This is a genomic window from Pararhodobacter zhoushanensis, from assembly GCF_003990445.1.
GTDB classification, from domain to species: Bacteria; Pseudomonadota; Alphaproteobacteria; order Rhodobacterales; family Rhodobacteraceae; genus Pararhodobacter; species Pararhodobacter zhoushanensis.
This window is the reverse complement of sequence record NZ_REEZ01000016.1, coordinates 1-24,255: the sequence shown is the minus strand read 5'-3', so window position 1 is coordinate 24,255 and position 24,255 is coordinate 1. Positions and strand designations below refer to the sequence as shown.

The following is a 24,255-nucleotide window of genomic DNA, read 5'->3' as shown; positions in this document are numbered from 1 at the left end:
GAACGAGGGAAACTGGATTCGTGATGTTTGGCGGAGCGCATAACATCGCCTCATGTATCGATTCGCATCACCGTCGCTTGCGGCCCCTAGAGGACATATATTTTCCGGGCGACGCTGCAGTGCAGCTTTCTCGAATGTGCCGTTCGGACCCAGACGTCAGCGCAAAAGCTACCTTGACCTTGCCCGTTTTTCCGACCTACAAGTAGGTAGAAAAAACGGGCACGAGGAATCGAGCATGGCTGGATGGCTTGAAACGAAGATACTCGGCGAGCCTTGGCATGTGGACCGCCGTATCGCCGAGATGGGATTGGCGATAGAGGGTCTGATCAACGCGGTGCGCGCAGCTCGCACTGCGAGTGGAAACGCGACGGCGCTGCATCCTTCGAACGCGGCAGGCACCTTTGGTTATCACGAAGGCGTTGCAACTCTCCGCCAGGAGTTCATTGGCGGCGACTGGGTGATCGACCGGAAAGATGGGGTTGAGACAATACGCAATGACCAGAAAGGGTTGAAAATCGGGTTCTGCAATGTCGATCGCGCATGTGGCGACAAGGCTCCGAAGCCGCGCTCGGACAAGGGTGCGGCGTCGGAACGTGCCTGCGGCCCGATGCTTTTCGATCCGGATGAACTTCGCTATTTCGTCCGTAACGATGCAGCGGGGCTCGCGTTCTATTACCTCATGGTGGATGAAATGGGACGGGCAGAACTCACGCGCCCCAAGATTTCCGGCAAGACCTTCGAAGGCGCAGTTGAGCGCATATTCCTGCTTCCCGAGGGCGACGAAGATGACACGCTCCTGAACCTCGACGACGACGGCATCGCGGAGAATTTTGAGCCCAAGATCGTGCGCAGGTAAGCGTCACATGTTTGAAGAATCACGATTGAAATTAGCACGTGCGCGCCGCGGGCTGACGGCGAAAGCGCTTGCCGAGCAGGCTGGCGTAAGCGTCGACACCATCAAACGTCTCGAACAAGGTCGAAACGAACCTGAGCCGCATACCGTGGGGAAACTGGCAGAGGCGCTTGGATACCCGGAAGAATTCTTCTTCGGACCCAAGGTCGATGCCGTCGATCCTGGTGCCGTCAGTTTCCGCTCATTCTCGAAGATGACGGCCAAGGAGCGCGATGCGTCTCTTGGTGCCGGATCGGTGGGGCTGATGCTGAGCGGATGGGTCGAGGAGCGATTTGGCTTGCCGGAGCCCGACCTGATCGATCTGTCTTACGAAAGCGACCCCGAGGTTGCAGCGTCTCACATGCGGCAACAATGGTCGCTTGGGCAGCAACCCATCGCTGACCTTATGGCGCTTCTGGAAGTCAAAGGAATTCGTCTGTTCTCGCTTACCGAGAACACCGCGTCGGTCAACGCCTTCTCTTTCTGGCGCGGAGGCAAGCCGTATATGTTCCTGAACAATTTCAAGACCGCCGAAAGCAGTCGTTTTGATGCCGCGCATGAACTGGCTCACCTCGCCATGCACAAGCATGGCGACCCCAAGAAGGGAAGAAATGTAGAGCGAGAGGCAAACGCCTTTGCTTCGGCGTTCCTGATGCCCGCCGAAGATGTCATAGCCCGCATCCCGAGGCGAGTGACGACCGATACCGTCATTCGCGCAAAGGCCCGATGGCGCGTCTCGGCAATGGCTATGGCTTACCGTCTTCATCAACTGAAGCGACTTTCGGAATGGCAGTACAAGTCGATTTGCATCGACCTGACAAAGCGCGGCTACCGTACCGGTGAGCCGATCGGCATCGACCGTGAGAAGTCAAAGGTCTGGCGCCAGGTGCTTACGATGCTCTGGCAAGAGCGCGTAACCAAGGCTGACATCGCGCGAGAGCTAGGTCTTCCACTCGGAGAAGTTGAGGGGCTTATCTGGAGCCTGACCGCCGAAGAGGGCGGGAGTGAGCGGCAGGGAAGAGGGCGGCTGCGGGCGGTGTAGAAAGCGGGTACCGGGATACCTCGACGTGAAATCCTTACGTTCTGCCTTCCGACACCGCCGCTCCCGGCCCAGACCTGCCGTTCGCTCCGTGGTTTTGCGCTGCGCCGCAGCTTCACCTGACCGGCCATTGGTGCATCGCGCAGCATTCTCAGATAGTGAAGGCCAACAGAGCGGACATGTGAGACATTCGACGGCTGTAACGGATGCCGTCGGTTACTCGTAACCCGAGAGTATTACTATGAGTCCTTTCTGCGGGTAATTTTTTGAACTGTTGCTGCCGTAAGCAAAAATGCCAAATTGATTTAGACACTGTCAATGGATTCGTGAAATGCAAGGAACAGTTGTTAGAATACGCGACAGTGGCTACGGGTTCATCGCAAGGTCGGATTTACGTAGAGATATCTTTTTCCATGGCATGGAGCTGTTGGACGTTCCGTTCGACGACCTTTGTGAGGGCGATAAAATTGAGTTTGAAGTCGTCGAAGGACCCAAAGGTCCTTTTGCCGCGAATATTCGAAAGAACGACTACGTCACAGAAGAGAGCACGTCCGACGAAGACGACGCGGATTTGATCGCAAGCGGCGTCAGAGCGCATGTTCAAGTGGCCCTGGACGATCTATGCAAAAAGCTAGCCCACCTAGTTGCGAAGCATCCTGCCGCTTTAGACGAAATAGAGTGGCGAGACTTAGAGCGTCTTGTTGCCGAAGTCTTTGAAGGTCTCGGCTTCAGTGTGGAACTCACACAATGCTCTGGTGATGGTGGCAAGGACGTCGTGGTGAAGTATTCGGATGGAGTTAGAAATCGAACATTCTTTGTTGAAGTGAAGCACTGGCGATCCGGGAAGAGGGTTGGCGGCGAAGTCATAAATCAGTTCGTTCACACCATCGCAAGGGAAGCTGTCGATGGAGGTGTCCTTCTCTCGAGTTCTGGCTTTGCAACAAAGTCCATCGAAAACATTGTAGAGATCGACAAGTTGAAGATTGGTCTTGGTACCGATCACAAAATTGCATGTCTTTGCAGAAACTACGTGCGAGCAAAGGATGGTCTATGGACTGCACCTCCGCAGATGGAGACAGTGATATTTGAAGACACAATTTCAGAGAAGCGTTGAGTCCACAAGAGATACTGGCTAGGCCAAGCCGGCATGGGCGGGCCTTCCTATTTATTCGACAGGTCTGGGTCGCAACGAGGGATTACTAGGTTTCCCAAAGTCTTGAACGGGCTCTAACCGGTCATGCGGCACTGCGACGTAGAGGGCGGCACTCCAAGCAGGGCACCATGACGCTCTCGGCCCTTACCGGATCTTCGCACCGTCCGCAGTGAACGGCCGCTTTGAGCCCAAAGTGACGCCTATCAGCAAGTCTTTCGGGACAGCCTTACGGGACAACCAAGTATCCGATCTCACTCTTCCCACGGAGATGTGTCGGAAGGGAGCGATTGCGAGACGAGTGCAACTGAATATACATCTCTGATGCTTGCATCGCACCTGTCATCAAGTACTGTCATGTTCGGCAGCGAGGACACGTACTGATATGAGATTTGAATTCGACGAGGCGCTTCTATGGTTCCGGTTGGCCGAGCGCATATCTCTGGCGATAATTTTCGTTGGCGTATCAATCTTTCTGCTTTGGGCCTACAGAAAAGACACTGCGTCGCAAACTGCCCGTCTCAAAGGAACTGCAGGTTCCATTGCATTCGAACTCACGAAGCCGTTCGTCGCCGCGCTCCTTCTGCTCGGCTATGTCTATGTCAGCTTGGCAAACCCAATTCTCAGAGAAAAGACCGTTACCGTCTCACAAGATGGCGGTGAAGGAACACTTGAGTCAACCGAGCGATCCCTATTCTTCTACAATCAGCGGCTCACTCGGACTTACACGGAACTTGCCCTAAAAGAGGGACGGCTTGCGACAGATGGCTCACTCGTCTTGGCCCAGTCAATCCTCTCACTGACACTGCAGATTGAAGCGTTGCGGGACGCAGGCCGCGATGCGGAGATCGACGCTATACTAGATGACCCTGATAATTCTCTTGCGGAGATCCGTTTGGCTGTCGGCGCACTTTGATGTGAGGAAACCCATGCGACCTATCTCTTTTCTGATCTCGATCGCTGCATACTGCGCACTGTCCGGACCGGCACTGTCTCAGACCGACCTTCGCGACCAGATCAGGAGTGCCATGCAGGAAAGCATGACGCTGCCCGATGCCACGCAATATGCAACGTTAGGGCCGCTGACCGACGGTCGAATACTCGAATTTGAAATCGCGTATACGTCTGGAGGGCGCGCGCCGCGGGTTTCGCGCGCCTTCGACAACGTGTTCCGAATTCAGTTTCCTCGGCGTTCCCTTGGCCCTGTTCCCTTCGTGTCAGACGCTATGCTGGGGTGTTTTCTCGACACGCATAGTTGTGACCTTATTGCCGCCTATGTCGAACAGCTCATTGAAATTCGTTCCCCCTCACGCATGCCATTCCTCGACGAGGTTCATCCTGACCATGCATGGGCAGTCACCTCGCTCCGAGGTTCGGCTCTCTATGCTGAGACCGTCCTTGGCGGGATCGCGTCGGCTATTTCCACCGTCAACCTTCATGAAATGTGCCACGCCGCCTTGGGGCATCTCGATGACGATGCAACCGATCTCGATATGATGACGCTTGAGGGGCAGGCAGACGGATGCATGCTGGAGGTGTTTTCAATCGAAGAATTCGCGCCTGTGGGAGGGCTTCCATTCATTATGGACGCAGTAGTCAGAGAGGAGACACTTGGTGAACCTTCGATTACCCACCCCTCCCCAACCTGCCGTGCATTAGCCCTCACCGCCGCTAGTATTGAGTGGCTCGCCGCGAATCGCAGCCTTCTCCGGGGCCTCGTTCCAGACTTCGAAATGCCATCTGATCAGGCGCTGCGCGCCGCCTTCGGCGCTTCATCGCGCACCCAAGATGGAGAATGCGATGCCTATGAGGCGGCCGTCGCAGAAGGAAGAGCACTCGCCCGCGACCTGTACGATTCAGAGACGGAACTCCGCTCGACACCGTAATAGCCGTAGGGGCGTATTCGCCAAACCCGTCGTCTCACAACTGAACCCTCTCGGGCCTCGTGCCGAAGGGCAACTAAGTCCGCACAGCAGACCTCAGTTCCCACCGCAGCGAATGCCCGGTTCCCGCCCTTCGCGCAGACCTTCAGGATCACGAAGTGGTCGGAATGCTGAACACAGACGAACCGGTGCTCGAACGAACGTGCAAGCGGTCTGACCTCGGAAGGCACAGGACACTCGCGAAAGTGGCCGTTTCAAGGTTCTTGGTTTGGACTAGGTTTGTCCGGCAAGACGTTTCAACCGGAAGCATTGGAACTTAAAGGCTTTTTCACGGATTTTAAGTCCGGTCTGTCTACCATTCCAGCAAGCGGCCACTGCTAACGTTTTCAGCACGTTGGGGCGTTGGGCGCAAGGGGCGCGCCGGGATGTTTGCGCGAGCGGTTCATGTTTCTCGCGGCGCGCGCCCGGCCTTGCGATCCCGCCAATTGCTTGGCGAACTATGCGCCGAACTTGATCGGTGGCAGTGCGCCTATATGTCCGGTCTGGGCCAGCTGGCCTGAACGGCCTGATGTGACGGTCGCAGACAATATCGGTTAACCTGACATATTGTCTCGGCTCACTTCATACCCCATGATTGCATATCAACTGACTGTTGCAACCCTGAGTGTGCCGAGTGTTCCTTCGTCCCCTGCGTTTCGAATTTGCCATCTGTGCGGCGCTGCTCGGTATCTGGTGCATTCTGGCTGTGCGCTTCTTCTTGGGGAATTGGGCACCGGACATCTCGGCGGTTTATATCGCGGGCTGGCTGTGGGCCAGCGGTCAGGAGTCGCTGATCTACGCGGTGCCACCCGGCTTTTTTGGCGGCATTTCTGACACTTGGCACCCGGTGCTAACGGGGCTTGGCATTGCGGATCTGGATAGCTTTCCCTTCCTCTACCCGCCCCTTTGGGCCGTCATTGCGTCCTACGGCGCCCGCGCAACGGGCCCGCAACAGTTCGCAGATCTTGTGCTCATCTACCACGTCGTGCTGCTTGCATTCTGTGTTGTGCTGGCGGGCCGTATTGCCCGCCCTGCGTCGGTCTCGTGGAGCGCTTGGACCCTGATCGGCATTGCTCTGCTGTCATTGTCGACGCCAGCCCTACACGCGCTTCTTCAGAACCAACCGACGATTACCGTGACGTTTCTGATCCTGGCGTCGGTCGACCGGCTGCTGGCTGACAAGGCTGCCAGTGCCGGCGTTCTGCTTGCGCTCGCGGCAGCGATAAAGCTGACGCCCATCGTCTTCGTTCTGATCTTTGTGCTGGACCGTCAGCCCAAGGCGGTTGTCGCCTTCGGCGTGGCCGGTGCCCTGCTTGCGGCAACCTCGGTTGCGCTGGCCGGATGGCCGCTGCACCGCGCCTTTCTTGATACGATGGCAGCGATGGGATGGCAGACCAGTTTTGGGGCGTTCAACCCGACATTGGGCAATGCCCTGCTTCCTTTGCTTTCAGCCCTTGGGGCGATACCCGAGCTTCAGCACCCGACTGACGTTGTCACCATACCGGCCGCGCTGGGCATCGGATTGCGGCTTGCGACCCTTGGTTTTGTAACGGCGGTTGTCTTCTGGTTTTGGCAGCTCCCCCGGCGCGAGCGCCTTGTGTTGGGGCTTACGGCACTGTCCATCGCGGTCCCGCTGTTCGGGCCTATCGGATGGCAGCACTACTATGTCCTGCCGTTGCTGCTGGCCCCCGGCGCAATCGCCCGAATGCCTGCCTCGCGCCGGCTTGTGGCCTCGGTCGTGGTGATCGTGGCGTCGGCCTTCCCGCTCTATGTCGCCTTGCGGCTCGGTGCCCTGCGGTTCACCGACCTTGCCCTGGTGCTGAATGTCACCGGGTGGGTGATGTTTCTCGCGCTTGTTTGCGCTGCGGGGAGGCAGGCCCAAGAGTGCGTTCGACCGGCCCCGGCGCACGACATGTGACACGGCGAGACCAGCCTCGATGGCAGCAGGGATCGCGAGGAACTTGCCATCCCAGCATCTTGGTGGCCACGGTTTGATTTGAGTTTCGAAACTGCAACTCCAAAGCGGCGCAGCCCTGCATTTTTGACATTGATGCTGCCTAATTGACATGTATAATGTCATTATGAAACCCAAGACTCTCTATGATCTCGTTTGGACGTCCCGCCCCCTGATGCAGGCCGCAGAAGCCTGTGTGGAGAAAGGGCTTGCCGGTACCGACCTGACCGTCCGCATGCGGGCCGTTCTGGAAATACTTCTTTCAGACGGCGAACTGCCCGTTCCCGACATTGCCGCAAAGCTCGAAATTCAGCGGCAATACGTGCAGGTGATGGTGAATGAAACCCTGGCGTCGGGCTTCACGGTGCAGCGGCCCAACCCCCGACACAAGCGATCCCCCCTTCTGGCGCTGACCGGTCAGGGGCGCGCCTTGATCGACGACATCCTGCAAAAGGAGATGGCGTTGATGACACACATCGCGACCGACTTCACAGACGACGACATCGCCACCGCGTTGCGGGTGGTTCAGGCGGTCACTGTAAAGCTGAAACAGATAACGGATGAACAGCCATGACCATCGCCTTACTGCTTGCCGCACTGGTTTTGGCCGCCGCCCTTTGGCTGGGCTTCGGCATCCGGCGCATCGGGGCGATCAGTCGCGGAAAGCCGATTGGCGCGCGGACAGGGGCGGCATTGCTGCTGATCGACCTGCAAACGGTTTTTTGGGATCACGGCCCCTATACCGAGGCCGCAACTTCGGACGCCGAGGCCGCCATCCTCGATGAAATCAGCGCAGCTAAACGGAACGGACTGCCGATTATCGCCCTCCGTCAGGAATGGTCGATCCCGTCGACCAAGGTGATCGCAAGGCTGGCAATGAAGGGCCAGGCGGTGGAAGGCAGCCCCGGCGTCGAACTGGCAGCGCCTTTCTCCGGGCTTGCTGAGCACGTCCTTGTCAAACGTGTGCAAGACGCGTTCGAAACCGGGGATCTGGACAGGCTGCTGGCAACGCTGGGGGTCGGAAGCCTGCGCATCGTCGGGCTGGATTTCAACTACTGCGTGCTGAAAACGGCCCTCGCGGCGCGCAACCGTGGATACGCGGTAACGGTCGTGAAGCAAGGCACCCTGGCTGCGAACCCGACCGCGCAGGCTGAACAGCGCATGACCACGGCGGGGCTGCACGTTCAATAGCCGCGTGTTCTGCGAAACGATCCCCTGACCGACCGCAGACCGTGTTTCTGGCCCGCCTTGGTCAGCGCGCGCCACAGGTCCGGCGTCCTGGCCACCGGCAGGAAAAGCTCGCACCCAAGCCCGCCGGTGAAGCCCAAGCGGCTGATTTGTAGCGGAATTCCGGCGATGGCCACGCCATCGCGGAAATCATGATAGCACAGCGCCGTGTTGGAGAGATCGTCACCGGCGAGCTCTTGCAGCAAGGCGCGCGATTTGGGGCCCTGCACCGAAACATGGGCGAAGTCCGCGCCGCAATCGCGGACTTGGACACCCGGCCCGGCACCAAGGGCAAGACCGTCTGCCAGACGCGGATTGGCCCCTATCACCATCACGCGGTCCGGGCCGTGGTAAAACACCTTGCGGTCGTCAACCATATGGGCGCGCGGCAAGCTGATCTCCCGGCGACGGTTGATCGCCGCCGGGCTGTGCTCAGTGGTGGGGCAGCGTGCTCACGCGGGTGTTTGCCAGCAGGGCATACACCAGAACCGTCAGCAGCCCCATGAGGACCGCAGCGGTCGTCAACAGCGCCGCATGGGTGGCCGAGAACGCGGCCTTGCCGGCTGAGATCAGCGCCATACCCTGCTCGGCATCAAGCTGCCGGGCGACGAGATAGAGATCGCCAATCGAGCTGGCAGCCTGATCGATCAGGATCTGCGGCGCGCCATCGGGCAGGACCAGATGGTGTTGGAAGACAACCGATATGAACACGCCAAACAGCGTAATGCCCAGACCGCTGCCCAGTTCATAGCCTGTTGCCTCCAAAGAGCCCGCAGCCCCGGCTTCACTGGCATCGGCAGCGCCCATGATCGCGATGGACGAAGCTGTCAGGCCGATGCTCAACGCAAGGCCAAGGCCCGCCAGCAGCACGGGTACGATCACCCCGGGATCGTGGAAATCCGTGACCGCAAGGCCCGCAAGCGTCCCCGCCGCGACCGCCAGCGACAGACAGGCCACCGATCTGAGACCGAAGCGGCCTGTCAGCCAACCGGCGACCGGACCGCCCAGTGCCGCCGCCGCCATGATCGGGATCATGAAGATCCCTGCCTGAAGCGGCGTCTTGTCCAGCACATATTGCAGTTCTTGTGCCAAGGTCAGCTCTACCCCGGCCAGCGACCCGCTTGCGACGATGGCCATAATGATCCCCGCCAGAATTGCCGGACGTTTGAACAGCGCCAGATTCAGCATCGGCACAGCGCTGCGCAACTGCAGGCGGACAAACAGCCACAACAGCCCCAGACCCGTGGTCAGCACCACGGCAACGACGCCCAGCGGTTGTTTGGCACCGAACCCGGCCTTGATCGCATAGACCGTCGCAATCATGCCGAGGATCAGCACAACCGCTTGCCCGATGGCCCAATGGCCGGGGGTGATGTGCTCGCGCCGGGGCAGCAGAAACCAGCAGGCGGGCAGGACGACCGCCATCACGGGGACGTTGATCAAAAAGACCGAGCCCCACCAGAAATGCCCCAACAGCGCGCCGCCGATCAACGGCCCGACGGCAGCACCGGCGGCGCCGACCGTGCCCCAGAGGCCAAGGGCGATGCCACGCTCGGTCTCGTCCTCGAAGGTGCGCCGGATGATGCCCAGCACACAGGGCATGATCATCGCACCGCCCAGCGCCAGCATCATCCGCGCGGCAATCAGCAGCGGCGCATTCGGCGCAAAGGCCGCCAGCGCCGAGGCAAGGCCGAAAACGGCCAACCCGGTCAGCAGAATGCGCCGGTTGCCCACGCGGTCGGCCAGCGTGCCCATCGGCACCAGAAGCCCGGCCATCAGCAAGGGATAGATGTCGATGATCCACAGCACTTGCGTGTTGGACGCCGCCAGTGCCTGCGTCAGCGTGGGAACCGCCACGTGCAGGATCGTCATGTCCAGCACCACCGGCAAGAACGCCAGCATGACCGCAAGCAGAACCAGCCAGCGTTTCGGGTCAGGTTGACGTTGTTGCATGATTCACCTCGAATGCCGTTGCAGGCGCCCATATAAATACGTACGTATGGATTGCAATAATGATATTTGCGGAGATAACAACCCATGGGCAGAAAACCGACGATCAACCGTGAAACCTTGCTGGACGTTGCTCAGGAGATCGTGAGGACGGGCGGAGGGGCTGCGCTGACCATCGGGGCGCTGGCGCAGGCGGCGGGGATATCCAAGGGCGGGGTGCAATATTCCTTTGCCAGCAAGGATGATCTGATCCGCGGCCTGATCGACCGATGGACCAGCCAGTTCGATGCCCTGCTCGAGGGTGCGGCAGACGACGCCCCCCTGCCCTTCGTCCGGCGCTACATCGCCGCCACACGGGCTTCACAGCAGGCGATGAATGCCAAGATGGTGGGATTGCTCGTCAGCTATCTGGAAGACCCCGCCAACCTGCGCGAAACGCGCGACTGGTATCGCGCGATCTTCGACCGGCTCGGCGGCACGTCTGCTGACGCACAAGCCGCCCGTGTCGCCTTTCTTGCCGTCGAGGGGCTGTTCCTGATGCGCATCAACGGCATCGACGAAGACGGCCTCTGGAGCAACTTCCTTGACGATGTCGAGGCGGTGCTTGACCGGCTGAGCACCTGAGCACGGTCCAAGGGGGCGGTTGAACCACCCAGACAGTCACGGCGCGCGCAGTTTGCGCAACGGCTGGCGGTCGGCAGCGATCTCCACGAAATCTCCACGAAACCTGAGCCGTTCTTCCACAGCGCGCTGCCAGATACAGGCCCAGCGATAGGGATGGACAGAACGATGGCACGCCGAAGCGTCACACTCTTTTTGATCATTGGGCTGATGGCGGGGGCGTTGGTCTTTGTCCGCCTTGCCCAACACCCGCAAGAGGCGGTCGCGCAGGACATGGGGTCTGCCATCCCGGTCTTGCTGAGTGTCGAGACGGTGCAGCCCGAGCGGATCACGCTTAAGACTGAGTATACCGGCCGTGTCGCCGCCTTTCGCCGGGTCGAGATCCGCCCGCAGATCGGCGGCGTGATTCTGGAAAGACTGGTGGACGCAGGCACCCGGGTCTCGGCTGGGGATGTTCTGTTCCGTATTGATCCTGCCCCCTTCGATGCCGATCTCGGTACCGCTCAAGCCGCCATGGCACGGGCCGAGGCGGCTGAGGCCTTTGCCCAGCGCGCGCTGGAGCGTTCGGATGCCCTGCTGGCCCGAAATGCGGTCAGCATCGAAAGGAACGACAGCGCGCGCAATGATCTGCTGCTCGCCCGCGCCAGTCTGGCCGAAGCGCGGGCCGCCGTGGCGCGCAAGAGGCTCGATCTTGACTTCACGACGCTGCGCTCGCCGATTGACGGCTATGTCGCCGCCGGGGTTACCGATCTCGGCGGGCTTGCCGCGCAGGGAAGCGAACGGCCACTGGCCATAGTTCAGGATCTTGAGACCGTTTTTGTTGATGTGCGGCTGCCAGCCGATGCGCTGAATGCCATTCTGGCGGCGTCGGACGCCGGGCTGAGCCCGGTTCGGATCACAACCGCCCGGCGCGATGGTCCGGTGCTGGAGGGGCTGGTCAGGTCGTCGGATCTGATCGTCGATCCCGGGACCGGCGATGTTTCGGTCCGCATCGAGACCCCGAACCCGGGTCTTGCCTTGTTGCCGGGTATGCTGGTGCGCGCTTATCTGCCGCGCGGGGTATTGCCTGACGCGCTTTTAGTGCCCGAAGAGGCCGTCCTGCGCAGCGGCGGCGGCGCGGCGCAGCTTGTCCTTGTCTCACCGCAGGGCGAGGCGACGCGCAGCGATGTCAGCCTTGGTGACCGCGTTGGCAATCGCATCGTGGTCACTTCGGGCCTCAGGCCCGGAGATGTCGTGGCAGTCCGCGGACAGGACCGCGTGGAGCCCGGCACAGCGGTGCCGGTGACGACCCTTGCCGCAGGCGATCCGCCCGCCGCCCTCAATCCCTGACCGCAGAACCGCGAAAGACCGGCCCCCATGTCGCAATTCTTCATCACCCGCCCGGTCTTTGCCTGGGTCATCGCGATCTTTATCGCGCTGGCAGGGATCGCCGCGCTTGCGCGACTGCCGGTGGCGCGTTTTCCAGATATCGCGCCCCCCAGTATCAGCATTTTCACCAGCTATTCGGGTGCCGATGCGCAAACCGTCAGCGACAGCGTGATCCGCCCGATAGAGAAAGAACTCTCCAGCGTCAGGAACGTGCTGTATTACGAATCCAGTGTGGATTCGACGGGCGGCGCGAACATCACCGTGACCTTCACCCCCGGCACGGACATCGAACTGGCGCAGGTTGACGTCCAGAACCGCCTGAGAAACGCCGAGGCCATGCTGCCCGCCGCCGTGCGTCGCGCGGGCATCGGCGTCGAGGCGGCCGAGTCGGGTTTCTTGATGGTCCTGACCTTGAGATCGCGCGATGGCTCAACCGACGAGCTGAGCCTTGGCGAGTACCTGACCCGCAGCCTCGCCGAAGAGCTCAAACGCGTTCCGGGTGTCGGGCGCGTGCAGCAGTTTGGCTCGGAACGCGCGATGCGGATATGGATTGATCCGGCGGCGCTGGGCGCACATGGCCTGACGATGACCGATGTGACCGAAGCGATCGCCCGTGAAAACGTGCAGGCGACGGCGGGTCGTGTCGGGGACCAACCGACCGTGCCGGGCACCCGCGTGTCGACCCCGCTGTCAATTCAGGGCCAGTTGCTGACCCCCGAGGAATTTGCGGCAATTCCCCTGCGCGCCAATGTCGATGGCTCGCGCCTTGTGCTGGCCGACGTCGCCCGGGTTGAACTGGGCGCCCAAACCATGGCCTTCAGCGTCAGCAGCAACGGCCGGCCCGCCGCCGCCGCCGCGATCCAGATGTCACCGGGCGCCAATGCCGTGCGCACCGCTGCCGCCATCGAGACCCGCCTCGCCGAGCTGCGCCTTGCCATGCCCGACGATATGGAAGTCTCGATCTCGTTCAACACCGCGCCTTTCGTGAAAGTGTCGATCACCAAGGTGATCCAGACACTTTTCGAGGCGATGGCGTTGGTTTTTCTGGTGATCTTGCTGTTCTTGCAAAAGATCCGCTACACGCTCATTCCGACAATCGTCGCGCCCATCGCGCTTTTAGGCACCTTTGCCGTGATGAGCGTTGCGGGGTATTCGATCAACGTGCTGACAATGTTCGGCATGGTTCTGGCCATCGGCATTATCGTCGATGATGCCATTGTCGTGGTCGAGAATGTCGAACGTATCATGACGCGCCAGAACCTGTCCCCCAAGGCTGCGACGCAACAGGCAATGCGCGAGATTTCGGGCGCGATTGTCGGCATCACGCTGGTGCTGGTCGCCGTCTTCATCCCGATGGGGCTGGCAGGCGGATCGGTCGGTGCGATCTACCGCCAGTTCAGCCTTTCCATGGCGGTCTCAATTCTGTTCTCGGCCTTTCTTGCGCTGACGCTGACGCCTGCGCTTTGTGCGACAATCCTCAAACCCGTGACCGGGCACGTACCCAGACGCGGCTTTTTCGGTGCGTTCAACCGCCGCTTCGATGCGCTGACGCGGCGCTATACCGGCTGGGTCGGCTGGACCCTGCGACGCGGTGGACGCATGGTTTTGCTGTATGCAGCGCTGATCGCAGCAATGGGTATCGGCTATATGCGGCTCCCCACGTCCTTTGTTCCTGACGAGGATCAGGGAAACTTCATGGCGATGTTCGAGCTGCCCGCCGGTGCCACCGCCGAGCGCACCCGCGCCGTGATCGCCGCCTATGAGGCCCACACGGCGACCCGCGCCGACATCACCGAAAGCACGGTGATCCTTGGGTTCGGCTTTTCCGGCTCGGGTCCAAATGCGGCGCAGGCCTTCACCAGCCTGAGAGACTGGAGCGAGCGCGACACCACGGTCGATGAAGAAATCGCGGCTGCCGAGGCGGCGATGGCCGACATTCCCGAAGGCATCGCCATGATCATGAAGCCTCCGGCGATTGAATCGCTGGGCACAACATCGGGCTTCTCCCTGCGGCTTGAGGACCGCGCCAATGCCGGGCCCGACGCGTTGAAAGCCGCAGAGGATCAGCTGATCGCGCTCGCATCCGCGAGCCCGCTTCTGGACGAGGTGATGAGCGAAGGCCTGCCCGACGGCATGCGGATCGCGTTGCGGATAGATCGGCAGCGGGCGCAGGCCTACAGGTTGGGCTTCGACACGATCAGCGAGACGATCGCAACCGCCGTCGGCTCTGCCTATGTGAACGAGTTTCCCAACCAGGGACGCCTGCAACAGGTGATTGTGCAGGCCGATGCGCACGCGCGGATGCATGCTGAGGATGTGCTGCAGCTTGAGGTGCGCAATCTTGACGGCGGCATGGTGCCGCTGTCCGAAGTGGTCACGCCGGTCTGGGAAAGCGCGGCGCTGCAAACGGACCGCTATAACGGCTACCGCGCCGCGCGCATCTCTGGCGCGGCGGCGTCGGGCGTGTCGAGCGGCGCGGCCATGGCCGAGATGGAGCGGCTGGCAAGCGAACTGCCGCAGGGCTTTGCGCTGGAATGGACCGGCCAATCCCTGCAAGAGCGGCAATCGGCCACTCAGGCCCCCCTGTTGCTCGCCGCGTCGATGCTGGTGGTGTTTCTGGTGCTGGCGGCGCTTTACGAAAGCTGGTCGTTGCCCTTCTCGGTGATGCTGGTGGTGCCGTTGGGGGTGCTGGGCGCGGTTAGTGCGGTGCTGATGCGCGGGATGGATAATGACGTCTTCTTCAAGGTGGGTCTGATTACCATCATCGGGCTCTCGGCCAAGAATGCGATCCTGATGGTCGAATACGCCCGCCACCTGCGCAATCAGGGGATGGGCGTGCATCGGGCAACCTTGCAGGCAGCGCGGTTGCGGCTCCGCCCGATCATCATGACCTCGCTGGCCTTTATCTTGGGCGTTGTGCCGCTGATGCTGGCCCGGGGTGCGGGGTCCGAGATCCAGAATGCCATCGGCACCGGGGTCTTTGGCGGCATGGTTTCGGCAACGGTTCTGGCGGTTTTCTTCGTGCCCGTGCTTTATGTTATGGTCAGCCGTCTGACGCAAAAGCCATCGGGCGGCGTGACCGGAAAGGCCGATCCATGACCGACGCCCTGATCCTGATCGTCGAGGATGAACCCGAGATCGCCGACATCCTCGAAACCTATTTCGCCCGCGAAGGCTTTCGCGTGATCTGCGCGCGGGATGGCACGACCGGCCTGTCGCATCACCAGCGCCTGCGCCCCGATCTGGTGGTTCTGGACATCAAGCTGCCGGGACAGGACGGGTACGAAGTGCTGGCGGCCATCCGGCGGCGCGGCGAGACGCCGGTCATCATGGTCACCGCTCTGGCAGAAGACCTCGACAAATTGCAGGCGCTGCGCATCGGGGCGGATGACTATGTCGTCAAACCCTTCAATCCGCTTGAGGTCGTCGCCCGCGCACGCGCCGTGTTGCGCCGCACACGGGGTCAGACGCCAACCCATGTGTTGCGCGTCGGGCCACTGACCGTCGATCCTGACGCTTACCGCGCCAGGGTCGACGGGGCCGACCGGGCTGTGATGCTGGATCTGACCCCCACCGAATACCGCATCCTTGCCCATATGGCGCGCGCGCCAGGCCGGGCGTTCAGCCGCGGCGATCTGGTTGATGCCTGCCTTCCCGACAGCCCGGCGCTGGATCGCACCGTTGACAGCCACGTCAGCAACCTGCGCCGCAAACTTGCGGCGGCGGGGGCGGATCGCCTGCTCGAGGGTGTGCGCGAGATCGGCTACCGTCTGGAGGTGCCCGATGTCCGTTAATCTTAATGCGCGCATCACCCGGACGATGATCGCGCTGACGCTGATCGCGGCATTGGTGGTCTATCTGGGCCTGATGGCCTATTTTCTGTTTATTTATGAATGGCTTTACCCTGACCCCGACGACTTTGCCGGCTGGCGGACGGCGGACACTGTCATGGTGCTGGTGCTTCTGGCCTTTGGCCTGCTGACCGCATCGGCGATCGGCTGGCGGCTTGCACGGCGCATCGTTGAGCCGCTGAGATCGGTAGCAGGCGCCGCGCAACGGATCGCCACCGGCGATTTCTCGGCCCGCGCCGCCCTGCCCGTCGGCAGCTTTCGCGAAGCCGCGGATCTGATGGTGGACTTCAACGCCATGGCCGAGCGTCTGGAACGTGCCGAGGCCGAGCTTGCCTACTCCAATTCCGCGATTGCCCATGAACTGCGCACGCCCCTGACCATCCTGCGCGGTCGCTTGCAGGGTCTGTCGGATGGGGTGTTCTCGCCCACGCCGCAGCTCTACGACAGACTGATCACGCATGTTGATCATCTGTCCGTCATCGTGGAAGACCTGCGGACGCTGGCGTTGAGCAATGCCGGGCAGCTTGACCTGATCTGCAGCCCGGTCGATCTGGCCGATGCGGTCGGCGCTGCGGTAACCGGACTCGAGTCCGAACTGACGGCGGCAGGAATCACCCTAACCCGCGCATTGGGCCGGGCAGAGACGCTGGCCGACGAGACGCGGCTCCGACAGGCCTGCGTCGCGGTGCTGGAAAACTGCCTGCGCTATGCGCCGCAAAGCCGCGTGCATGTCGAGACCCGCACCGACCGCGACGCGGTCGTCTTTCGCTGTTCAGACACCGGACCGGGTCTGATTGCCGAAAGTGAGGCGCGCGCGTTTGATCGGTTCTGGCGCGCCGACGACTCCCGCGCGCGCAGTTCCGGCGGCTCGGGCCTCGGCCTGCCGATCGTGCGCGCCATCGCCCGCGCCCATGGTGGCGAAGCCCGGATTGTGCCGCAGAGAAACCCGGGGCTGACACTGGAAATACGCCTGCCACAGCGCTCGGACGCTGTCGGAAAGACCGGGGACTGACCACGACGATCTGGCGGCGCGGCACGTCTCGATCCGGGGCGTTTCGGGGGTGTTGTCGCTGTTGCGTCAAACGGATCGCAGCCTGCGTCACGCCGAGCGCAAGCACCGCCGAGACCACAGCGCCCGTTATAAGGGTTCCGCTAGGTCAAAGGCTTATCCGACGCAGCGTCGTGATGCTTGACCACCCCGGTCATTCGGATACCCATAGGGCAAAAGGGGAGAACCGACTATGCTTGGCCAGATGATGAACCAGCCGCTGTTGATTTCCAGCCTGCTGGTGCACGCGGAACGACACCACGGCGACCGCGAGATCGTGACGCGCCGGCCTGAGGGCGACATCCATCGCAGCTCGTGGCGCAAGATCGCGCAGCGGTCACGCAAACTGGCGAATGTGCTCGAAGGCATGGGTATAGCGGCCTCGCAGCGCGTCGCGACACTGGCCTGGAACACCGACCGGCATATGGAACTGTATTACGCGGCCTCGGGCGCGGGCATGATCCTGCACACGCTGAACCCGCGCCTGCACCCCGACCAGCTGATCTGGATCGCCGACAACGCCGGGGATCAGGTGATCTTCTTCGACATCACCTTCCTGCCGCTGATCGAAGCGACCGCCGCGCGCTACGCCACCGTCAAGAATTTCGTGCTGATGTCGGACCGCGCGCATATGCCCGCAGACACAAAGATCCCCAATCTGCTCTGCTATGAGGATCTGGTCGAGGCGGCGTCGGACGCCTACGACTGGCCGCAGATCGACGAAGATCTGGCCTCGTCGCTGTGCTACACCTCGGGCACCACGGGCAACCCCAAGGGTGTGCTCTACTCCCACCGCTCGACCGTGCTGCATGCCTTTGGCTCGGTCATGCCCGACGCCCTGAACCTGAGCGCGCGCGACGCGATCCTGCCGGTGGTGCCGATGTTCCACGTCAACGCCTGGGGCCTGCCCTATGCGGCAGCGCTGACCGGGGCCAAGATGGTCTTCCCGGGCGCAGCCATGGACGGCAAGTCGCTGTATGAGTTGTTCGAGGATGAGGGCGTCACCGTTTCGGCCGGTGTGCCGACCGTCTGGCAGGGGCTGCTGGGGCATACCGAAGCCAATAATCTGACCTTCAGCACCATGCGCCGTACCGTGATCGGCGGCTCGGCCTGCCCCCCGGCAATGCTGCGCGCCTTCGACGAGAAATACAACGTTCAGGTGCTGCACGCCTGGGGCATGACGGAAATGTCGCCGCTGGGCACGGTCTGCACGCTGAAAGCCGGTGCTGAAACCATGACCGCGGATGAGCGCTTTGCGACGCTGTCCAAACAAGGTCGGGCGATTTTTGGCGTCGACATGAAGATCGTCGACGAAGATGGCAACGAACTGCCGTGGGACGGCAAAACCTCGGGCGAGTTGCTGGTGCGGGGTCCGTGGATCGTCGAGAGCTACTTCAACCGCCACGGCGAAGACACCCTGCGCTTTGATGCGGCGGGTCTGGGCTGGTTCCCGACCGGGGATGTTTCAGCGATCGACGCCAACGGCTTCATGCAGATCACCGACCGCACCAAGGATGTGATCAAATCGGGCGGCGAGTGGATCAGTTCGATCGATCTGGAGAACATCGCCATGGGCCACCCCGGCGTCGCCATGGCCGCCTGCATCTCGGCGCACCACCCGAAATGGGATGAACGGCCCTTGTTGGTCGTCATGGCCAAACCGGGCGTCGAGATAACGAAAGAAGACGTCCTCGGCTTCTTCGACGGCAAGATCGCCAAATGGTGGCTGCCCGATGACGTCGTGTTCGTCGACGCAATCCCGCTGGGCGCAACGGGCAAGATGCAGAAAAACAAACTGCGCGAACAGTTCAAGGACTACGCTCTTCCCACCATCTGAGGTCTCGCCTCTGGACAACAGGGAAAGGGGGGCTTTCAGCCCCCCTCTTCGCTTGTCGCGAATTCACCCCCCGAGGATATTTGCAGCATAAAGTTGGGCGTTAGGGTTCTGTTAACCAACTTTATGCCTGAAATATCCCGGGGGGCGGGCCGGAACGGCCCGGTGGGGGGCAGCGCCCCCCGAGCGCCGCACCCGCCTGCCCGGTTGCTCGAAGCGGGCCCGTCACGCAAAAGGCTGTCACGCAAAAGGCCACCACGCAAAAGGGCTGCCCGCGCGGGCAGCCCTTTCTCGTCTCGATCGCCGCCGTCTCAGGCCGCGAAGAGTGTTTTCGCTTCGGCGCCGGTCAGCACCGGGCGCGCAGCCGTGAAGCTGTCGCGGCCTGCTTGCGTCGCCAGTTCCGGGAACAGTCCCAGCAGCTCGGCGCGGGTTTCGGTTTCCAGAGCGTTGATCACCGCTTCGGCGGGCTGGAAGCTTTCGGTCCAGCTGCCCTCGGCGCGGATGATCTGGTGCGCCTCGCACATCACGTGGATGTAGCTGACCGCGCCCTCGCTGACCTGTTCGACCCCCGGAAGACCCATGAGGTCAGCGGCGGCGATCAGCACTTCGCGCTCGCCGAACATCAGCTCGGCGCGGGCGCCGGTCACCAGCATCCGGTGGCGCGGCGAGACGGTGAGGTCACGCTCGGGCAGATCGCGGCCCAGCGCGCCGGCCTTGATGCGGATCGGCGCGGCGCCCGGGCAGGATGCCAGCTCGGCTTCGGTCAGATCGCGGCGGCCCGTCCAGGTGAGTTCCTGATAGCCATGGTCGCGGGTCAGCACCTTGTCGCCGATCACCAGGTCCTCGACCGCGACGCGGCCCCGGGTGGTGTCGATCAGCGTGTCGGGCGTGAAGCAGATGATCTCTTCGAAGCTCTCGAAATCCATGCGAGAGCCGTCGGGGAAATCGACATAGCCGGTCTTGGACGTGGTGCCGTCGCCATTGTCGATCTCGCTGGTCACCGTCACCACCGGCGCGGGATCGCCCGGCGCGGGGTCCGGCAGGACCAGCGTATCAAAGCCCGACCCGCCATGGACATAGCCGGTGGTCGACGTGATCACTTCGACGTTGTCATCGCCCGTACCCAGAAAGTTGCGCTCGATCTCCGAGAAGTTGATCTGCGCGCCGGTGCGGTCGATCGTGCCTTCTTCATCGCCCGAATAAACGACGTTCACGCCTTCGGTCACCTGCGTCAGATCGAGCTTGTCACCCAGTGCGGTTTCGCCGGTTTCACCGCCGACGATCACGTGGTTGCCGAAATCATCAAAGACCTGGAAAACGTCGTCGCCAGAGCCGCCATGCGCCGTGTCATCGCCGGTGTCGGTCACCAGCGTGTCATTGCCATAGGTCGGCTCGGCCGGGTCGGTCGGTTCACGGCCACCGGCATCGCCGGGGTTGTTGTCACCGATCAGCAGATCATTGCCCGCGCCGCCGATGATCAGGTCATCGCCGCCACCGCCGATCAGCTTGTCGTCGCCGTCGTTGCCCAAAAGCGTATCGTTGCCCTCGTTACCCCAGAGCGTGTCATTGCCCAGGCCACCCGACAGGCTGTCATTGTCGTCGCCGCCAAACACCCAGTCATCGCCGGCGCCGCCGTCGATGGTGTCAGGGGAATAGCTGCCGTAGACGGTGTCATTGCCACCGCCAGCGTCGATCACCGAGCCGTTTTCGTCGAAGGCATCGCCTTCGCCGTCAACATAGCCCGAGCGGATCACCTCGCCAGCGTCGGTTCCATCGACAACCCCAGCGGCCTGGGGGGTCGGGTTCTGCGGATTGTTAATCGGCGGCATTGTCTTCTCCTGCTGTCCGCGCGCGGACAAAATCTCAATTACTCACACCGGACCTCAGCGGCATCCGGCACACCCATCCGGCGACAGCGGCGCCGGTCTTGTGAGAAATTGTCCATGGCATGAGTCATCGTGCGACCACGGTCGGGAAACAATCTCTCAAACACCCCGGATACTTTTGGCAGCATCCCGCCAGACCACCCCAATGGCCTGACTACCCACACTGGGCCGTATCTCAGTATATCAGTTGCCGATAATTAACAAAAAGAAATCAAGGGCTGACGTGCTTTTGCGCGGTCTGCCATTGCCGGGTCAGGCGGCAGCACGAAGACGAGCGTTTCGATTTCAGAAACAATTTTCGCCCCATTTTGGCCGCATTTTGGCCGGTTATTGGCCTTTTTTGCCCCTGAATCGTCAGCGAAGCGCCTTTTTGTGGTCGCGACAGGGCGGGATTGTCCGGCATATAGAACCACTGCGACGTGCCCGCCTCCAAGGCAACACGCGCGGTCCGGGGGCAGCGCGACGTTTCCAGGATCGGGTGTTTGCAGGCTGTTTGGACAAATTGTCCGCAATATTGGAAAACCATGTGATTCGCCGCGACACGGGCCAGAACGCCCGCAAACCCGGGAAAGCCGACCCTCACAGTATCGCTGCCACCGCAGGGCGAGTTTGCGGGCTGAACGGTCACCATGGGGCAAGCCGTCAACCCCACCGCCGGAAAGGGTCGCGGCGCATCTGACGTTGCATGCGGGCCACCCGCGGCGCGGCACTACGGCAGCGGCGTTGCGCGACAAAAACGCAAACGCTATGCAAAGAAAGGGTTTGGCCGCCGCCGCCCCTCCTCTCCCCCGACAAACCGGATCGACCGCAATGCAGACCGAGCCTTTGACTGCCGCCTCCGCCCATGCTGCTTACCGGGCGCGCAATCGGTTCGGGGCGCTGGATGGGTTGCGGTTTCTGGCGATCCTTGGCGTTCTGGTGCTGCACAGCCCCCTTTCCGACCGTCTGGGCGAGGTATCGCGCCTGTTCACGCGTGGGTTTCTGGGGGTGGATCTGTTCTTTGTGATCTCGGGCTATCTGATCACCACGCTGTTGCTGCGCGAACAGGTGCGCGAGGGCCGGATCTCGCTGCACGGTTTCTACTGGCGGCGCGCGCTGCGGATTCTGCCGCTCTATCTGTTGGTGATCACCACCATCGGGGCCTATTACGTGCTGGTCAAGCAAGAGCCGGGTGCAAGCGCTGCATGGCCGTACTATTATGTGTTTCTTGCCAATTTCCTGACGGACCACATCCCGCTGCTTGGCCCCACATGGTCGCTGTCGGTCGAAGAGCAATACTACCTGCTTTGGCCGCTGCTGCTGGTTTTGCTGACGCGCCGAACGCTGAAGTGCATCGTTGTGGGGTTCGCCGGGCTTTACACATTGGCGATCATGGCCGGGCTGGGCGCAGGGGCGTGGCGGCCCGGACCGCTGGCGGTTGAGCTGACGGCGGTGCCCTATACCGCGATCCTGCTGGGCTCGGGTCTGGCGCTGGTGATCCATGGCCGGCGCGGGTTCGCGCGGCTCTGGGCTTTGCTTGGCGGGCGCTGGACGTCGCTTGTGCTGGCGCTGCTGCTGCTGGCCGAGCTGGCGCTGTTGCCGGTCACGCTGCTGGGCTGGCCGCTGCTCATCGTCCATGTGACCATGACCGCATGGCTGGGGTCGCTGGTGATGCGCGAGGATGGGCCGCTGATGCCCCTGCTCACCTTGCGCCCGGTCGTGCGGATCGGGGTGGTGAGCTATGGCATCTACCTGTTGCACCTGAGCGCTGACCACATTGCCGGGGTCGCGGTGCGCCGGGTGGCGGGCGCGCCCGAGGACGTGCTGATCCTCTATATCCCGCTTTACTGGGGACTGGCGTGGCTGATGGCCGAGATCAGCTTCCGTTTCTACGAGAGCCGCTTTCTGGCCCTGCGCCACAAGCCGCTGGGTCAGGTCGCGCAACGCTGAGGGGCGCCCGAAGGCGCCCCCCGACCGTCTCAGTCCTGCTTGCGATAGGTGAGACGGGATGCGTCATGGATCGGCCAGGGGTGAACCTCGGCGCCCACTTCCATCTGGGTGTGTTCTTCAACGTGCGGCTTACCCGAGCCGCCATTCGCCTCACCCCACAGGATCGACAGCTTGGTGCCCTGCTCGGCCAGATCGGCGCGCACCATCGCCAGCGAGATCCACGCCCGCTCGTTCGCGGAATAGGTCGGGTAGGTCGACAGGCCGACCAATTCACCATCCAGCAGCACCTGATCATAGGGATGCGCGGCATAGTTGCCGGTGGGCATTTCCATCAATTTGGGGCCGGGGAAGGCCTCCATCAGACCACCAAAGATCTTGAGCACGTCTTCCTTGTCCCAGACCAGCGTGACCTTCACCCGGTGCGGGCCATCCACCATTTTCTCCAGCGCGGCGCGACCGATGAAATCGTGGTCGAACTTGATCACGCGGTGATAGGCCAGATCCCACGGCGTCAGGTAGTAGTCGCTGACATCCTCGGGCTCGAACGAGCCGCCGGCGGCGGTGGTCGCCTCGAACCCGGTGGCGGGCAGCCAGTCGCGGTAGGCCTGCATCGCGTCGCCCGAATAAATCGCGGGCAGCGGTGAGGGAATCCAGCCGGATTCCATCGCCGCGGTCGAATAGGCCCGCGCACCAGCACGCAGCATGCCGTATTTCGCGCCGACTTCCATCAGGCGGTCATAGACTTTCTCGTGCTCGGCGTAAGGCCCCCAGATTTCAAGCCCTTGCGCGCCGCCCATACCGTGGCTGAGCGTCCGCGCCTTGCAGCCCGCGATGGTGATCTCGCCCATGTTGAAGAACTTGGTGGTCAGCGGACCGCCCTCGTTCACCTCGTTGAGGATCTCCAGCGCCCTGGGGCCCTGCACCTCATAGCGGTAGAGTTTGCGCGGCTGGTCGGGGTTCTCGAGGCTGCGGATGTCGAACTCGGTGGTGACATCCAGCCTCGAAATCTCGGCCTGATACGCCACCCAGTTGCACACCGGCGGGCGGCCGATCAGCAAGGATTCATCGTCTTCCAGCCCCAGACAGATCACGTCACCGATGACAAAACCGTCCTCGTTCACGCAAACGAGTTGCTTGGCCTTGTTGCGGCCCCAGTTGGCGAAGCTGTTGATGCCGACGCGTTCCAGCAGCTTCTTGACGTCCGGCCCGCGCAGATAGAGGTCAGTCATGTGGTACGACTGGTTCAGCAACACCGCGCTGTTGCGCCAGGCGCGCGCTTCTTCCATCCAGTTGGTATAGGCGGGCGGGATGGGGAATTGATACGGGCCGGTCGCCGCGTTTTGCAGCATTTTCGCGGCGGTGCCGCTCTCGCGGATGCGGTCGGACAGGGTCTTGGCGGTCATGATGGGTTCCTCCCTTGATGCGCGCAGCCTAGCACGCGGGTGTCAGCGCCGCTTATGCGCAGATTGAATAGGGCCTTACGATCTGCTTATATCAGGGTCTGCACTGTCGGGGTGAACCCCGACCTACACGCCCCGTAGGTCGGGGTTCACCCCAACTCGCCCCCCCCCCCATGCAACCGTC

At 61.9% G+C, this 24,255-nt stretch carries 20 protein-coding genes; 15 read left to right on the top strand and 5 right to left on the bottom strand.

The annotated features are described in order from the left end of the window. Positions 1-235: 235 nt before the first annotated feature. From EAE28_RS21980 to EAE28_RS21945, 8 genes are all read left to right on the top strand, one after another. Positions 236-856 (top strand): hypothetical protein, encoded by a 621-nt coding sequence (locus EAE28_RS21980; RefSeq protein ID WP_127110344.1) that lies wholly within the window; start codon positions 236-238, stop codon positions 854-856. Positions 857-863: 7 nt separating this feature from the next. Further along, positions 864-1,934, top strand: coding sequence for an ImmA/IrrE family metallo-endopeptidase (locus EAE28_RS21975; RefSeq protein WP_127110342.1), 1,071 nt, complete (start codon positions 864-866; stop codon positions 1,932-1,934). Between the two features lie 328 nt (positions 1,935-2,262). Then, positions 2,263-3,045: a restriction endonuclease gene (locus EAE28_RS21970; RefSeq protein ID WP_127110340.1), complete on the top strand. Its 783-nt coding sequence runs from the start codon at positions 2,263-2,265 to the stop codon at positions 3,043-3,045. 421 nt (positions 3,046-3,466) lie between these two features. Then, complete coding sequence (locus EAE28_RS21965) at positions 3,467-3,997, top strand: hypothetical protein (protein WP_127110338.1); 531 nt, start codon at positions 3,467-3,469, stop codon at positions 3,995-3,997. A 13-nt stretch (positions 3,998-4,010) separates the two neighbouring features. Further along, positions 4,011-4,967, top strand: coding sequence for a hypothetical protein (locus EAE28_RS21960; protein WP_127110336.1), 957 nt, complete (start codon positions 4,011-4,013; stop codon positions 4,965-4,967). A gap of 670 nt (positions 4,968-5,637) precedes the next feature. Continuing rightward, positions 5,638-6,921, top strand: coding sequence for a glycosyltransferase family 87 protein (locus EAE28_RS21955; protein WP_164736742.1), 1,284 nt, complete (start codon positions 5,638-5,640; stop codon positions 6,919-6,921). 163 nt (positions 6,922-7,084) lie between these two features. Next, the gene (locus EAE28_RS21950; RefSeq protein ID WP_220443981.1) at positions 7,085-7,531 is read left to right on the top strand and encodes a MarR family winged helix-turn-helix transcriptional regulator; all 447 of its coding nucleotides are present in this window, start codon (positions 7,085-7,087) and stop codon (positions 7,529-7,531) included. Next, positions 7,528-8,148, top strand: coding sequence for a cysteine hydrolase family protein (locus EAE28_RS21945; RefSeq protein WP_127110331.1), 621 nt, complete (start codon positions 7,528-7,530; stop codon positions 8,146-8,148). The genes EAE28_RS21950 and EAE28_RS21945 overlap by 4 nt, the downstream gene beginning before the upstream one ends. Here the strand turns inward: EAE28_RS21945 and EAE28_RS21940 are convergent. Further along, positions 8,142-8,576, bottom strand: coding sequence for a hypothetical protein (locus EAE28_RS21940; RefSeq protein WP_127110329.1), 435 nt, complete (start codon positions 8,574-8,576; stop codon positions 8,142-8,144). The two genes, EAE28_RS21945 and EAE28_RS21940, sit on opposite strands and share 7 nt — an antisense overlap. 40 nt (positions 8,577-8,616) lie before the next feature. Beyond that, positions 8,617-10,137 (bottom strand): MFS transporter, encoded by a 1,521-nt coding sequence (locus EAE28_RS21935; protein WP_127110327.1) that lies wholly within the window; start codon positions 10,135-10,137, stop codon positions 8,617-8,619. A gap of 84 nt (positions 10,138-10,221) precedes the next feature. On the opposite strand from EAE28_RS21935, the gene EAE28_RS21930 reads away from it, so the two are divergent. The 6 genes from EAE28_RS21930 to EAE28_RS21905 all read left to right on the top strand — a co-directional run bounded on the left by EAE28_RS21930 (position 10,222) and on the right by EAE28_RS21905 (position 18,859). Then, positions 10,222-10,758 (top strand): TetR/AcrR family transcriptional regulator, encoded by a 537-nt coding sequence (locus tag EAE28_RS21930; protein WP_127110325.1) that lies wholly within the window; start codon positions 10,222-10,224, stop codon positions 10,756-10,758. A 165-nt stretch (positions 10,759-10,923) separates the two neighbouring features. Continuing rightward, positions 10,924-12,084, top strand: a complete 1,161-nt coding sequence (locus EAE28_RS21925) for an efflux RND transporter periplasmic adaptor subunit (RefSeq protein ID WP_127110323.1) — start codon at positions 10,924-10,926, stop codon at positions 12,082-12,084. A gap of 27 nt (positions 12,085-12,111) precedes the next feature. Beyond that, positions 12,112-15,222 (top strand): multidrug efflux RND transporter permease subunit, encoded by a 3,111-nt coding sequence (locus tag EAE28_RS21920; RefSeq protein WP_127110321.1) that lies wholly within the window; start codon positions 12,112-12,114, stop codon positions 15,220-15,222. Then, complete coding sequence (locus EAE28_RS21915) at positions 15,219-15,917, top strand: response regulator (protein ID WP_127110319.1); 699 nt, start codon at positions 15,219-15,221, stop codon at positions 15,915-15,917. Before EAE28_RS21920 ends, EAE28_RS21915 begins: the two co-directional genes overlap by 4 nt. Continuing rightward, the gene (locus EAE28_RS21910) at positions 15,907-16,986 is read left to right on the top strand and encodes an ATP-binding protein (RefSeq protein WP_220443980.1); all 1,080 of its coding nucleotides are present in this window, start codon (positions 15,907-15,909) and stop codon (positions 16,984-16,986) included. Before EAE28_RS21915 ends, EAE28_RS21910 begins: the two co-directional genes overlap by 11 nt. 229 nt (positions 16,987-17,215) lie before the next feature. Beyond that, complete coding sequence (locus EAE28_RS21905; RefSeq protein ID WP_127110317.1) at positions 17,216-18,859, top strand: 3-(methylthio)propionyl-CoA ligase; 1,644 nt, start codon at positions 17,216-17,218, stop codon at positions 18,857-18,859. Between the two features lie 308 nt (positions 18,860-19,167). Here EAE28_RS21905 and EAE28_RS21900 read toward each other — a convergent pair whose 3' ends face one another. Continuing rightward, positions 19,168-20,685: a Hint domain-containing protein gene (locus tag EAE28_RS21900; protein WP_127110315.1), complete on the bottom strand. Its 1,518-nt coding sequence runs from the start codon at positions 20,683-20,685 to the stop codon at positions 19,168-19,170. A 268-nt stretch (positions 20,686-20,953) separates the two neighbouring features. Continuing rightward, entirely contained in the window at positions 20,954-21,268 is a 315-nt protein-coding gene (locus EAE28_RS21895) for a hypothetical protein (protein ID WP_127110313.1), read from the bottom strand. A 284-nt stretch (positions 21,269-21,552) separates the two neighbouring features. Here EAE28_RS21895 and EAE28_RS21890 point away from each other — a divergent pair, with 284 nt between their 5' ends. Then, entirely contained in the window at positions 21,553-22,671 is a 1,119-nt protein-coding gene (locus tag EAE28_RS21890; protein WP_127110311.1) for an acyltransferase family protein, read from the top strand. A 29-nt stretch (positions 22,672-22,700) separates the two neighbouring features. Here EAE28_RS21890 and EAE28_RS21885 read toward each other — a convergent pair whose 3' ends face one another. Next, complete coding sequence (locus EAE28_RS21885; RefSeq protein ID WP_246022548.1) at positions 22,701-24,074, bottom strand: aminomethyl transferase family protein; 1,374 nt, start codon at positions 24,072-24,074, stop codon at positions 22,701-22,703. Between the last annotated feature and the right edge of the window lie 181 nt (positions 24,075-24,255).